The following is a 14630-nucleotide window of genomic DNA, read 5'->3' on the forward strand; positions in this document are numbered from 1 at the left end:
GATCGCTCCCTTCAAGGTAAGTGGGTTGTTGGTTTTGCGGTGAGCGGCCCAATGGTGCCGCCAAAAAGCCAGACGGCGCCTACCGCAAGCGGCACCAGGGCGGCGCCGAGCACGAAAAACGGGACATAGGAAGTTTGGGTGATCGCGGGGACCAGCCAGGTGGTGATCAGTACGCCGGACACCGCCGCCGTGCCGCTGACGCCGGCGAGCGAACCCACCGATTTACCCGAGAAGTAATCGCTGGGCAGGGTTTGGATGTTGCCGATGGCCAGTTGAAAGCCGAACAGAATGACGGCGATCAACAGAACCGCGACCAGCGGGGTGGCCGCGTAGGCGGTGGCGATCAGGCTGGGCAGCATGATGGCGCCGCCGAGGGTGATGGTGTGTTTGCGGGCGTAATTGATGGTGCGGCCGTTTTTGATGAGGTAACCCGCGAGCCAGCCGCCAAAAACCGCGCCCAAGGCCGCGCCGACATAGGGTACCCAGGCAAACATGCCGATTTGTTTGATGTCGAAGCCGAATTGATCGGCGAGGTAAATGGGCAGCCACGAAACGAACAGCCACCACACGGGGTCGAGGAAAAACCGCGCGGCGATGACGGCCCAACTTTGGCGGTAGCGCAGCATTTCCAGCCAGCCGGGGGCGGCCTGGTCATCTTGGCTCGCGGTGGTGTCGGCTTTTTGGCCGCTTAAGATGTAGGCGCGTTCCTCCTCGGACAACCAGGGGTGGCGGTCGGGCGGGGCCTTGTAAACCAGCAGCCAGGGCAACAGCCAAACAATGCCCAACACGCCAATGGCGACAAAGGTGCCTTTCCAGCCCAAAAAGACGTACAGCCAGGCGATGAGCGGTGCCGAAACCACCGCGCCGACCGAGGCGCCCGCGTTAAAAATCCCCTGGGCCAAGGCCCGCTCATTGATGGGAAACCATTCGGCATTGGCCTTGGTGGCTCCTGGCCAGTTGCCGGCCTCGCCCACGGCCAGGCCGAAGCGGACCAGGCCCAGGCCGACCACCCCGCGCACCACGGCATGGAGCATGATCGAAAGCGACCAAACCACGATGGCCAGGACAAAACCGAGGCGGGTGCCGATCAAGTCAAAGATTTTGCCGAACAAGGATTGGCCGAGCGCGTAACCGACCATAAAAAAGGTGAGAATCAGTGCGTAATCATTTTTGGTCATGCCCAGTTCTTCCGAGATCTGGGGCCACATCACCGCCAACGCGTTGCGGTCGATGTAGTTGATCACCGTGGCAATCGCGACCAAGCCGACGATCACCCAGCGCAGGTTTTTGGTGTTCATGCCGGTGGTTGCTCCTTCAAAAAGTCTTCACGCGCCGGGCTAAACACGTCAATCAGCACGCCGGGTTTGCGACAGACGGCGCCGTGCTCCTGGTGGGGCGTGACATAAAAGCCGTCGCCGCGGCGCAAGCGTTGCCGCTCACCGTTGATGGTGACGTCGAATTCGCCGCTTTCCACGTAGGTCGCTTGCGCGTGCGGGTGGCGATGCAAGGCGCCCACCGCATCTTGGTCAAAAGTCACCCGTGCCATGAGAATCGTTTCGCCATATCCCAGCAGTTGCCTTTGGATGCCGGGTTCAATCCGTTCCACGGCGATGTGATCGCCAAACAGAAAGGCGCTGCTCTCTCGTTTCATAAGGTTTCTCCTTGATGGTTGAAGAGGCCGTAAAACCCCTGCCATGTGAATGTTGTGTCGTCGTGGCTGATTTGGTGGCGTTGATCCGCGCGGGCGTCGTGGGAAACGGCGAGGTACCAAAGCGTTCCGTCGTGGCTCGCCAACTGGATCAGGTCCAAATCGCCGCGGGTGATCCGGCTTAGGGACCGCAAACGGCCTTGCGTGCCGACGGTGGTTTCCTCCGCGGCGGAGGTGGCGCCGTGCGGTTCCAACACGGATACGAAGGTGTGGTTGCCTCGGTTGGGCGCGGTGCGCAGGATCAGGGCTTGCTGGGGGCGCAGGTTGAAATCGGGATCCTGGGCGCCGAGTTCCGCCAGCAACAGGGTGTCGTCCCTTTCCGCCAAGGTGGTGTAGGTATAGAACCGGCTGCCGTGAAGCCAGGTGACCGAAAAGGAGCGACCCTCGCGGGTCTTGGCTTGGGCGCGTCGCCAGAGGTGTTGGTAGCCGGCGCTTTGACCCAAGGGGTGTAACTGGTTGGTTTCGGAAACGAGGCGCGGCGTCGACGCGATCAGGCGACCCGCGAAATGCAGCGGCAGGTCGTATTGGTGCGGTCCTTTGGCGGTGACTTTTAGCAAATCGACTACCATGGGTGGGCCCGCGCCCGGCCCTTTGATTTGCGCCAGCGTGCGCTGGAATTGGAGGCCCGGGTAAGCGTCGGTCATGGTTGCCGCGGCGATGTGAATCCGTTCATTCTGTTCCCAAAAAGTGAGGTGGGGGTGGGCTGCATCGGCCTTGGTGCGCTTGCCGTCGAAGTGACTTCGCTGGTCGACCACCAGCGTGTTGTGGGCCGCGGTTTGCTTGGCCCAGCTTTGGTTTTCGGGCAGGTAGCGGCCGCCGTTTTTTTGGGGCACATTGAGGAAGCGGGCGGCCCCGTAGTCGGTGATGATTTCGTGGCCGTTGTCGTAAAACAGCCAGTTGAGTTTGTCGAAATGGCCGTGACCCATGCCTTGGGCGGTGGCTTTAAACACCAGTGCTTGATGCCCGATTTCGGAGCCATCGCGCATGACGACCAGCGCGCCTTGTTTGCCGGAAGGCCCGTCTCGCAAGACCCTGCTTTGAAAGGGATAGGGCCTTGCCAAACCTTGGTCGATCGCCCTTGCCGTTTCAAAGCCGGCGCGGGTTAGGACCGCCGCTGATTGGTTTTGGGCGATTGACAACAAGCCGGCGTCGCCGGTGAGGCGGTAGGCCGCGGCGATGCCGTAACGCAATTCGACCGTGTCCAAACCTTTGCTTTTGATTGCATCGTTGATGGGAAAAAAGAGGCCGTTGTAGGACAGGTCCACGCAGCTACGCACCGCCTTGAGGATGATCTGGTCGCGGTATTGAAAAATGGCGCGTTCCGGTTCGTTGTTGTGTATCGCGGCGGCAAACAAGATCACCGGCATGAGCGCGTAGCGTTGGTAGTACGGGCCTTCGGTGTAATAGCCGTCGGGGGAGAACAGGCGGTCAAGTTGCTTGAGGAACCCGGCCGAACCGTCGCGCTTCAAGCCGTACAAGGCCTTTTCCACGTAAGCTTTATCGCCGAGGAGGTAGCCGGTCATGCCGACCGCCGCCGCCGCCCAGGTGCCGTGGTTGTGGATTTTGTCAAAGGTGCGGGGTTGGCCGCTTGACAGGAACTCGGCCATGGGTCGCAAGAGCCCGCTTTCGAGATGCTTCCGTTCCGCGCGGCTCAGGCGCGGCCACACCGCGGCGGCACCTTGTACCGCGTAGGTTAACCAGACCGCTTCGTTGAGGCTTTGCCAGAACAAGCGGCCGGGTGCCTGTTTTTTCTGTTGGGGATGTGGACCCAGGCCCGGGTACAGATCCGCGTAGGCTTTGAGCAGTGCCACGGCACGGTGGGCGTGCTCTTCGTTGCCGGTGATTTGGTAGAGGATCCCCGCGTCGTGGATGGCGACCCCGTTGCGTTTGTGTTGTTCGTGGGTATAACCGCCACCGGGATCGGTGGGTTGGGGTACATCGGGCGGATTTCGGAAATAGGCGATGACCTTCTTTTCGGTAGCCGCCAAGCTCCGCTGAAAACGCGGCGATTGCATCAAATTGTCGCGAAGGGTGTCGGCCTCCGCGGCGGACAGCAACAGGGTCGGCGCGCTAAATGGTTCGTTGCCGGATGGTTCGTTGCCGGATGGGTCGTGGCGCTCGCGGATCACCGGTTGCGGGGTGTTGATGAATTGAGGGTTGATCAGCCGGGTGCGCGGTTCACCAACCGTGTGCTGGATGCGAATGGGTCGGCTGTCTTCGACCAGGATGTCGGTGATCTGGGTATCCTGCACACCCCACAGGCGCAACGAGGCGTCCGACTTGTTGCGTGTTCCACCGCCGACCCGCGCGAGTTTTGCGCGGTGAAGGGTAAAACGGGGCCCGAAGGTGCTTTCATCGGTTCCGCCTCGGTAAATATCGGCAAGGGTGCCCGCGATGTCGGTAAAGGTCGAATCGCGAATCTCGATGGTTTCCCCGTTGTACACGCCCAAATCTTCCGGTTCTTTGTTGAGGTGTAACACGTGGCCGGTCAGGTTGCTGAAATGGCAGTTGTGCAGGCGGATTTGGTCCGCGAAGGTGTGTTTACCGGGAGAAAAGAAGTGAAACGAATGGTTTGTGTTTAAATCGCGCACGCTGGTGTTTTCAACGACCAGGCGGTAATTGTGGCGCAGGCCGGTGCGGCTGGTGCGGATCAGGCTGTTTCCCGCGCGGTCCGGCGCCGAGGCGCCGGTGAGGGTGAGACCGGTCAATTTGAGAGAGCCGCCCTCGGCCAGCTCAAACAGGGAGGATCGCGCGAAGCTCAAACGGGTGCTTTGGTCGGGTTGGGCGGCGGCGAGGGTGATGGGTTTGTCGACGACGAGGATGGTGGTTGCATGGTGTTCGCCCGGCGCGAGCAGCAATCGGTCGCCCGCCTTTGCATCGGCCAAGGCGGCGGCGAGGGCGCCTTCTTGCGGCGCCACCCGAAGCGTGCGACCGGTATCAAAGATGGGGTCGCGATCCGGTTTTGGGTACCAGGCCACGCCCGTGTCGGCCAGGTTCAGATTGCTTAGCGACGGTGAGGTGCCGACCCCTGGGAACGGTTCGGGGTAAAGCAGGCCGTTCGCCCCGCGCGACATCTTCACGGATTCGGCGATGAAACCTGGCAGCGGCAGCGGGTTTTCTATCGGATGATGAAGGTTGTTCTCAAAACGCACGCCGCTTAAGTCATCGTAAACCGCGATCACCGGTTTGCCCGCGCGATGGACGATCAGGTTGTTGCGAAAATCGGTGCGGATCGGTGGCGCCGAGCGTTCCGCATCAGCCCCGGCGGCCAATTCAATGTGGTTGCAATCGATCAAGCTGTTGTTTTCGATCAGGCTGTCTTCCACTTGGTGATAGCGGTTGATGGGTGAATCGGGTACACCGTTCATGATCACCAGCGCGGCGCCGAAGCGATGCCCGGTCAGGCCTTCAAAGTAGTTGTTGCGTACGGTTTGGCGCTTGTTAATCACGCGAATTCCGCCGGTATGCGGGCGGCCGTTGCCAAGGAACAGGTTGTTTTCGACCAGGTTGTCATTGCCGTGGCGCAGGGTCAGGGTGCCTTGCGATTCCAGGAAAAGGTTGCCGCGCAAAATGTTGCCGCCGGACTTCACCGAGATGATCTCTACCTCGCCGTTGCAGCGGTCAAACACATTGTTTTCCACCAGCGTAGCAGATTGGGTCAGCGAGTATTTGCTGGTCCCAATCCTCAAGGTTTCGCCGCCGTTGGCGCCCAGTACCGGTCGTGGTCCGAAGTAGTTGTGGTCAATGCGGTGGTGGTTCTCGCGGTCGTCCTCGTGATCGAGGCGGACCGCCATGGTGACGCCTTGGTTGGTTTTCCCGACCAAATGGTTGTGGTCAAAGCGGTTGTGCTTGCCGGCCATGACGACCCAAAAGCTGTTCTCAAAACGGGCCGGTGGATTGTAGTGGTCGATCACCACCTCGGTGACACGGGAATGGTAAGCGCGTTCTTTTTTGTTGCGGCGAAAGGCGATGACGGTGTTGGTCGGTGACCAGCCGTCCCGAAAAACCAGGCCTGAGACGACCAGGTGGCGGCCCGCGAGGCGGAGGTTGGCGCGGCCGGTGAGGATCACCTGTCCCTTGGTTTCCGCGGTGAGGGTGATCGGGCGTCCGGGTTCGCCCTGCCCGGAAAACAGGATTTCAAAGTCCGGCCAGGTCCCATTTTTCAAACGAATCGTGTCGCCCGGAACAGCCTTTTTGAGGGCTTCCCGGTAGGCGTCCTGGCTGTCCACTAGGACGGTGGCTGCTTGAAGGGTTTGGAACGAAAGGGCCAGACAAAAGAGGGAAACCCAGAGATGGATGTTGGGGAATCGGTGCATAAATCACTCGTCGTAAAGCGGGATGAAACGTGGCGGATTTCACTTGAATCAACGGGCGCATCAGCCGCTCCCATCCATTCAAAAAACCTGGCTAAAACTTCGATTGGAGGCCGAAGAAGTAGCGAGGGCCGTAGACATTGCGTTCGCCAAAGTTGTCGTTGGTGTAGTAGTAGGTTTGTTTGGGTTCATCGAACAGGTTGATGCCGGTGACATTGATTTTAATGGATTTGGAGAGGCGATAGGAGGCGCGTGCCTCCCAAACACCGACGTCGCCTACATAACGCAAGCGGGTCCCGTTGCTGGTATAGGGTTGGAAGTATTCGCTGCGGTACTTATACAGAACCTGAGTATCGAATTCACCTAGCTGATAGTAAAGCTGACCCGAGAAAACATGCTCGGAGAAACCAGGAACGTTGCCAGGAGCGATAATGCCTTGGGTGAGCTGGGTGGTGGAGCCGTCGAGGTTACGGAGGGTGACCGTACCATAGTTACTGTCTTCAAATTCGAAGTCCGAATCCGCATAGTTATAGCTTAACTTCGTGCCCAACCCTTTTAAAACGCCTGGCAACCGCGAGAAGCGATGGGTGACCGTGAGTTCGATCCCGTAAAGATCGCTGGTGTCGTCGTTGGTTTGGGAGACCGTGTATTCGGCCTCGATGGGTTGTCCGTCGATTTGGAAGCTTTCCAGAAAGCGTACCTGTTCAAAGCCGCCGGTGAACTGTTTGAAATAAAAGCTCGCGGCCAGGAGTGAGTCAGCGTTTGCGTACCATTCAATTGAGGTGTCGAGGTTCCAAGACATCAGGGGATCGGTAAAGGGATTGCCGGAGCCCGATACATTATTAATAAGGTCGTTGGGGTCGGTGATGTCTTCCGCGCCGTTGAGTTGGAAGGAACGGTTGTAGCCCAGGTCGCCGGGGTCGGGGCGTGACATGGCGCGGTAGATGCCGCCGCGCAAGATATGGTCGTCGCTAAGGTTGACCACGATGTTGAAGCTGGGCAGCAGTTCCGTGTAATCGTGTTTGGCCGAAACCCGTTCAAAGCCGCCGTCGGCGACCGGTTGAATCGAAAGGAACCCGCCCGTGTCGGTAATGATTTCGTAATCGGTGCGGTAGGCGCGCGAGGTAACCGCCGTATTCACCGCGCGCACGCCGAAATTGCCGCGGTAGGCGCGTTCCCCCCAAACCCCGCCGTAGGTCGCCATCGCATAGGCGGCCGTGGTGGCCTCGGTGACGTCGGTCGTGCTCGGGCTTTCGCGAATTTGCGCCGGGTAGGCGAATTCGGTCCCTTGCGCCGCGAGAATCATGCGGGTGACGCACATCGTGTCAAAGGTGGCCCACTGGTTGCCCGTCCCCGAGAGCACCTCGCCGGTTTCCGAATCGATGTGGGTCACCAGGTTGCCGTCCCGCTGTGATGCCAAAAAGTCGGATTCGGGGAAGGGGATGGCGCATTCTTGATTGATCAGGGCGATCAGGTCGCGTTCTTCCTGGGAGCTGTCGTCGAGGTTGCCCGTGGTGAAGCGGGTGCCGCCCAAATTGAGGTAGTCCTGTTCTGAGACGCGTACCCCGGCTTGGAGGTGGTGAATCCCGCCGCGGTTGATCATCCAATCCATATCCAAGCGCGCCGCTTGAATCCTGTTTGTGCGGTCCACGTCGGAATCGATGCGCACGCGGTACTCGTCCGAGAACAGGCGGTGGTCGGTGACATCAAAGTTGGTGATGGTGAATTGGGGAATGCCCGAGTGGGTGTTCCAGGAAACCAGGGGTTGGTAACCGCCGGGCGTGTCCTGGTTGAAGATGTCTTGGTTATCCGACTGGGTGCGCAGTGAGATTTGCAACTCCTCGCGGGTGGTTTCGGAAAAGGAGAGATCGGCCGTCAGGCTCAGTTGCGGGTTGACCCGGTGGCGCACATTGAGGCCGCCGCCCATGTAATCTTCCGTGCGCGAGTAGACCTCGCTGTTGGATTCAATCGCCGTGGTGCCCATCCATTCCACGACAGCGCCGTTGGCCGTGGTGACCAGGTTGGGACCGGTCACACCGGGGGTGACACGGCGTTGGTTGGCAAAGTTCAGGTCGTGGCGTTGTTCCGCCTGGACGCGCTCGGAAAATTGAAGATCCAGATTGATGTCCCAGGCGTCGTTGGGTCGCCACTGGAAGGCGCCGAAGTAAGAATCCCGTTCCTCCGAGGTGTCGTTTTGCCGAAAACCCCGTGAGCTGGGCGCGAAGGCGAAAGGCGAACCCGCGCTGTAGGCTTGGCCGGTTTCCGGGTTGATGCGCGTATCGTAACCCTGGTTGTTGCTCCCGTCGATTTGGTCCTCACAATCCCCGCTTGAATCGCGGTGGAACCCCTCGTTGGTCACATCGGGATCGTTGATGCATGCCCAGAGCGAAGAACCGGTGGGGCTGGAGCCGCGGACTTCGGCCTCGGGTTGCGAGGTGTCGCTGATTTGGTAACCCAGCGAAATACCGAATGCGCCGCCGTAGGGAAGCTCGAACTGATCGACGTAACTCAAGGTGGCGCGCGCGCCCAGGTCGCCTTCTTCCGCGTCGCGAATATTCTGTTGATCCGGGTTGAAGTTGCCCTTGAGATCCAGTTGAAAGCGGCGTTCGCTAAAGTTAAGTGGTTTCAGGGTTTCCAACTGAATGACGCCGGCCACCCCGCCTTCAATCAGCGCGGCGTCCTGGGTTTTGGAAATGGCCAGCTTGCTCATTAATTCCGAGGGGAATTGCGAGAAGTTGACCGCGCGGTCGCCGCTGCCGTTGGTGGCCTCGCGGCCGTTAAAGAAGGTTGCACTCAGAAAGGGGCCCAAGCCGCGGATGGAGATTTCGGTGGCGCCGCCGTTTTCCCGGTGGGACGAGGCGCCGGTTAAGGTTTCCAGCGCCTCCCCAATCGAAAGCGCCGGGATGTTGTCGATCTCATCCGCGGAAATGCCGTCCACGATGGTGACCGCATCTCGTTTGATTTCAATTTGATTGCGAACAATTTTTCGCGATCCCCGAACCACAAGTTCTTCCGTGACCTGTTCTTCTTTATCCGTGTCCTTTTCACGCTCGGTTTCGGTTTGGGCCAAAGCCAAACTGAATCCCCCTATGGCGATTAGGACCACGAGCCGAAACAAGCGGCCGACGTCCGCGCCAAAACGCGGAACGACGTCGTGAGTCGTATTCATCGACGTTCCCCCCTCAGTTGTTCTGCATGGTCTGCAAACAATATATCCATGTCGTGAAGAATTGGTCAAATGATTTTTGTGAAAAATCTACGATGTGGTCGCGGTATTGGTTTTACCAATTGGTTGGGGTATTTGTTGGTATTGGTAAGAATGTATGGCTGGTGGATTGGGCGTGGGCGTGCCTTTTGGGGCTTTGCCTTGCTCGCCGGCCTTCTGCTCCGTGGGCCAAAAAGCCTGCAATGACGAGGGGACGGCCTTCCCGGGGCGGCCTTCCGGGGACGGCCTTCCGCTTTGCTCCCTTCATTGCATGGCAACGGTGAGTACCGGCCGTCGACGGTACAGCGCTGCGTCGAGGCTGTCCCACCGTTGCTTTACAACAGCGCAACCAGGTAACCTAAGTCATCTAAGCTATTTCAACGCCGGAACAGAACTTCTGGTGAGAAGTGCGGGTTAAAGCCAAGCGGGCGGATTCGGGAGGTGGGTCGCGCACCCGCGCGAAGGACGGCGAACCCGCGCGAGGGAGGGCGGCTCCGAATCGCAGGCGGTACCCGTGCGTCGGCTTATTTTGGGATGAAAAAAGCTGAAACCGTTACGGACGAAGGGTTTGCAGGGAAAACCGTTTGCGCGATGCCTCGGCCTTACGCCGAATTTCTTCCATTTGCTCCGCCTCTTTGGCCGCGATTAATTTGTTGAGGATGCGGGAGAAATGATCGTGCATGGCTTTGCGGGCCTGTCCGGCGTCCCGTTGCTTGAGCGCGTCAAAAATGGCGCGGTGTTCGTCGATTCGGCGCTGTCCGTCGGTTTCGCAAATAGACTGATAGGCTTGATGCACGGTGGGTACGTTGTCGCGCATGTACCAAAGATCGTCGATAATTTTGGCCAGAATCGGGTTACAGGTGGCCTGGGAGATGATTTGGTGGAATTTTTTATCCGCGAGTTCGGAGTGCAGCGTGCCGTCGGCCGATTCGTCGGCCATATCGTGAAGCGCCGCTTCCAGTTGTGCCAGTTGGTCGTCGTTAATCATCACCGCGGCGAGCGCGGCGGCTTCACCTTCAATGAGCGCGCGGGCCTCGGTCAGCTCGAAGGTGCTGACGGCGGGCTGGTTACCGGATTGACGGGTGCTGTCTGGGTGTTCCAACACATAGACGCCGGAACCGGTTTTGACGCGGACACGGTCTTGGGCCTCAAGCGCGATGATCGCCTCGCGAATGGTGGGGCGGCTGACCGAAAAGCGTTCGGCGAGTTCGCGTTCGGGTGGGAGCCTACCGCCTGCCGGGTATTCTCCTGATTCGATCAATGCGAGCATCTTAACTACGACGCCTCGGTACAAGCGTTTATCGCCGGCCATACGGGCTGTCTCCTTCCAATGCCGACCTGAGTCGGGGTTCCTTGTGGGTTTTCCGGCCCACGCCGAACGCATGTGCGTTGTCCGGTTGGGTAATGCAGCCATCCTAACACACTTGCAATAAAATTGGTCATACAACGGTGCAGCCGCGTTGCGCTCCTGTTGACAAGTCCGTGGCGGCACAAAAAAAGCCGCCCGGAGGGGCGGCATAAAGGCGGATGTTAAACGGGTTTGGGGTTGACGACCATGCTCAGGTCGAGCGTGTAGGCGCCGATTTTGGGATCGACCCCGGGTTTTTGGCCGCTGCCCTTGACGTTGATTTCGTGGATGGGGAAGTTTTTGACGAGCTGTTCGCCGGTTTTGCCGGATACTTTGACCTTTTTGCTTTCGTTTTCCGGCAAGCTGCCGCCGCTGACGCGGAACTGCCAATCCGGGGCTTTGTTGGGGCCGTTGCTTTTGACCGAGCCGTCGACCGTGACAAGCGTGAAGGGATCGGGGCTGTTGAAGAAGTTCAGGAAGGTGATGGCGCCGGCTTCCGACATGCGTTTCACCGCGTCCTTGATCACCATTTTGTTGACCACCCCTTTGGCGGCTTTTTTCAGTTCTTCCAACTTGCGGGGATCAATGGCGCGCCCTTGGGCTTTTACCTTTTGGAGGGCTTGTTCGATTTTGGCCGCGGCGATCTGGGCCGCAATTTGGGCGAGGATGTCGAGCAACTTGTAAAACACCTTGAGGAACGGCAACAGGTCTTCACCGGTGATGGCGTCGCTTTCGAAGGGTTGCAGGAACAGGCGGAAGGTTTTGGTTTTCCCTGCCTGTTCGGGGACATCGAATTTGAAAAATTCGAGGTTGGGTTTTCGGGTTCGTTTACTTGCATCGGCCTCGTCGAAATCGTTCATATAGGTCCCGGTCGCGCCTTGTTCACCGTCGATGATGGTGCCGTGGCTGATGCGGAACTCGTCCACGCCGACCTTGGGCGAGGTTTCGATTTTGCAGAACACCTTTTTTAAGTTGAACGAGGCTTGGTAGGTGACCTTGGCGGGTGGGGCCGGGTCTTTGATAAAGGTACCCTCGTCGCCCTCGGGGAAATCGCTGAAGCGGGTTTGCCAGGGGGCGGGGAAGTTGATGGTGCGGTTGGGCGAGGCCGCGAGGATGTCGCCGATCACCGTGAAGGCGGCTGCTTCCAAGCGTTCGTCCGCGTTGCGGGTGGCTTTGTCGCGGGCCAACTGTTCCAGGCCTTGGGCCAACCGTTGGGCGACCTCGGCGCGGGGTGATTCGCTGTTGCCGATGCGGCAGACGAGTTTGGTGGCGGCGCGTTCCATCTCGGCCAGGACTTGGATCAGTTCTTCGTTGTTTTCGGCACGGGCGCGGGCCAGGCGGTTCAGCGCGTAGGCCGACATCGCCGCCAGCAGGCTGTCCAAATTCCCGCTACCTTCCCCTGGCTGTTCAATCACGCCGACTTGGTCCAGCAGGAACGGCGCGCCGACTTGGTCGAGGTCGAGCGGGATCGGGGTGGTGTCGGGTGGGGGGCAGGCTTCGAGGGGATCGGATTCGGGGTCGAGCAGCGCTTCGACGAGGGCGGGTTGCAGGCGGTTCTCGCTGCGGCGGGTGGCGCCGTTAAAGCTGAGCGCGGTGTTGAGCCGTTCGGCGAGGACTTCGCCGAGCCCGTCGACGCGTTCACGCAGGTCATTGAGGTTTTTGGGGGGGTCCTCGCTGTCGAAGGTGGCGAGGGCGGCTTGGATCAGGTCCTCGTCGGCGGTGCGTTCGTCGGGTTGGCTGAAGAACCGCAGGGCGATGTCGAGGCCGTCGCCGCGAGCGGCGGCCAGGCGCAGAAAATCGAAGGCGGGTTCGTTGGTGGTGGGGAAGCGGAGCGTGATGGGGCGGCGGAAGTCAAGCAAAGTCTCGGTCATGGCGGGTCTCCTTGGGTCGGGGCGCACCTCGGCCGCGGCCCGACGGGGGTCGGGTGACGGGGGGGCCCCGGTAGAGGGTCGGGGGTTAAGGCGGAAGGCGGGAGGAGACGGTGGGCGGTTTCCCCGCGGCCGGCGGCGACCGCATCATGCGGTGACCGCGGCGCAAAAGTGCGGCGGGTTGGTTTCCGTCGCGGGTCAGGGGTGGGCTGCCGGTTGGTTGTCTCGACGCGCGTCCTTTCCGATCGCTGTCATGGATAGCTTTCGCTCTTGTCCAGGACTTGGATGCAAAAAGAAAAGATTTTTTTAAATAATTTAGTAAATGGCTGCTGTGATTTACTTTAGGGAAGAGGTCGGGGGATCATGATGGGGCGCATGTCCCCCGGCATGGGGGTTTTGGCGCGGGTTAGCAAGCAGGATCGCTACAGGCCGCGCGGAAAGCTGCCGCGAGTTCACCGCTTTGTTCACCCGCGCGCACGGCTTCAACCGCCGCGGCGGGGAACAGCGCCGGGCGCTTTTCCATCGCGTGGGTTACGGATCGGCCGCGCGCGAACACGTCCGCGCGCATCTCGGCAACGGCCGCGCGGCATTGTTCCAACATCTGTTCGCAATCCTCGAGGATCCCGGCCATGGGTCCGGCCTCGCGTTGCAGGTCGTCGGCGATTTTTTGGAATACGGCGTTGAGGATGGGGTCCATGTTTACCTCTCTGGGTCTATTAATATAGGTGCGGTACCTGCATCTTAGGGCCTCTGGCGGCGCACGCCAAGCACCCACCAAACCAATCGACCCAAAGGTGCCGGCCCCCACGAAAAACTACCTAACCCGCATTTCTCACAAGGAATTCTGCTGCGAAGCCGAAAACCATGCGATTACTTCGTTTACTCAATCGAGCAATACGCGACGTAGCGCTGCTACGCCTCCGTTTGCTCTCGGTCGTAATCTTCGTACTCACAAGGCTTTCGGCTTCTCGCGACGAATCCTCGTGAGAAATGCGGGCTAAATGGGGCCGCGCAAACGGCCCCGTGCCACGGATCAGCGCCCAAAGGCCGCGATCAATTTTTGGTTTGCACCGCGGTAATACGCGTGGTTCTCAAGGAAGGTCACCGTGCTGCCGCTGCTCGGGTCGTGGTATTGACGGTTGTACGCCGACGGCTTGAAGGTGCGTGCCCCGCCGCCGAAAGCCACGCTGATGGCGCCGCTTGTCAAGGGGTTCACCGTCATGGTCGGGTGCGCCGTGCTGCCGCTCAGGCGTTTCCAGGCGCCGTCGATCTTAAATGACGGTCCGTACAAACGCCCCTGGCGTACGTAAAAGCGCAGTCGCCCGTTTTTCTGTTGGTGGAAGATCAGGTGGTCGCTGACTTGCGTCATGGTGCTGCCCGACGCCGGCCGCCAATAGCTGTTCGGATTACCCGTCACCGTTTGGCGGTAGTAATAGAAGTCGTTGGGTAAGTGGGCTTTGTCGTTGGTCAGCAAACCGCCGACTTCCGCGTTGTTGTCGCCCCACAGCTTGGGATCATGTTTGGGTTTGGCCGCAACCGACTCAGCCTTGGCCGTCGGTACCGACGGCCGCGCCGCCTTTTTTCCCGAGGCAGGAACCGCCCGGGTCTTTTTTGGATGGGACACAACGTCGGGTTGCAGATCGGTGTTATCCGCAAGGTTGGGGCCGCCGCAGGGGTTGGGGTAACCGGCACAGACGTCGTCAACCGTGGGGAACCGCGTGGTGCGGTCGCCACAACCCACGCTGTACACCTGAAAATCCATGGAAAGGTCGTCGACATTGGTCCAGTTCCCCTGTGGCACCATTTCGCGTACACGTATGTATTCGGCCAAGACCTTGCCCGCGCTGTTGGTGAAGGTGACCGCGTCGCCTTTTACCGTCGCCGTACCTTGTGGCCCAACATAACCTTTGAGCCCATGGTTGTAAGTGTAGGTGTGGTAACCGGTTCCCGCGGTGCCGAACTGCACCGCCAACAATTGGGCCGGTGACCATTTGATGAAAGCGATGGACGTGAAGGGCGCCGGCGCCGCTTTTTGCAAACCGTAAACTCCGCGGCTTTGGAGGATGGCTTGGCTTTGGCTTGCTATGAAAGGGCCGTCCAAATCGTCTGGTCCGTTGTAGTGTATTTGGCTGCCGCCCTGGCCAATGTAGCGGCCGCCGCGTCCGTTCCAGAAGGTGTCGCAGTAACG

At 59.7% G+C, this 14630-nt stretch carries 8 protein-coding genes; all 8 read right to left on the minus strand.

Annotation, left to right across the window (positions count from 1 at the left end):
- Positions 1–11: 11 nt before the first annotated feature.
- The 8 genes from J3U88_RS25770 to J3U88_RS25805 all read right to left on the minus strand — a co-directional run bounded on the left by J3U88_RS25770 (position 12) and on the right by J3U88_RS25805 (position 14480).
- Positions 12–1298, minus strand: coding sequence for an MFS transporter (locus tag J3U88_RS25770; protein ID WP_207861885.1), 1287 nt, complete (start codon positions 1296–1298; stop codon positions 12–14).
- Positions 1295–1651, minus strand: a complete 357-nt coding sequence (locus J3U88_RS25775; RefSeq protein ID WP_207861886.1) for a cupin domain-containing protein — start codon at positions 1649–1651, stop codon at positions 1295–1297. The genes J3U88_RS25770 and J3U88_RS25775 overlap by 4 nt, the downstream gene beginning before the upstream one ends.
- The gene (locus J3U88_RS25780; protein WP_207861887.1) at positions 1648–6024 is read right to left on the minus strand and encodes a chondroitinase-B domain-containing protein; all 4377 of its coding nucleotides are present in this window, start codon (positions 6022–6024) and stop codon (positions 1648–1650) included. Before J3U88_RS25780 ends, J3U88_RS25775 begins: the two co-directional genes overlap by 4 nt.
- A 91-nt stretch (positions 6025–6115) precedes the next feature.
- Positions 6116–9190 (minus strand): TonB-dependent receptor, encoded by a 3075-nt coding sequence (locus J3U88_RS25785; protein WP_207861888.1) that lies wholly within the window; start codon positions 9188–9190, stop codon positions 6116–6118.
- Positions 9191–9779: 589 nt separating this feature from the next.
- Entirely contained in the window at positions 9780–10538 is a 759-nt protein-coding gene (locus J3U88_RS25790) for a FadR/GntR family transcriptional regulator (protein WP_207861889.1), read from the minus strand.
- 218 nt (positions 10539–10756) lie between these two features.
- Entirely contained in the window at positions 10757–12445 is a 1689-nt protein-coding gene (locus J3U88_RS25795; protein WP_207861890.1) for a hypothetical protein, read from the minus strand.
- Between the two features lie 403 nt (positions 12446–12848).
- Entirely contained in the window at positions 12849–13139 is a 291-nt protein-coding gene (locus J3U88_RS25800; protein ID WP_207861891.1) for a hypothetical protein, read from the minus strand.
- Positions 13140–13475: 336 nt separating this feature from the next.
- Positions 13476–14480, minus strand: a complete 1005-nt coding sequence (locus tag J3U88_RS25805) for a hypothetical protein (RefSeq protein ID WP_207861892.1) — start codon at positions 14478–14480, stop codon at positions 13476–13478.
- Between the last annotated feature and the right edge of the window lie 150 nt (positions 14481–14630).

Origin of the sequence: Acanthopleuribacter pedis, from assembly GCF_017377855.1 — a bacterium.
Classification (GTDB): domain Bacteria; phylum Acidobacteriota; class Holophagae; order Acanthopleuribacterales; family Acanthopleuribacteraceae; genus Acanthopleuribacter; species Acanthopleuribacter pedis.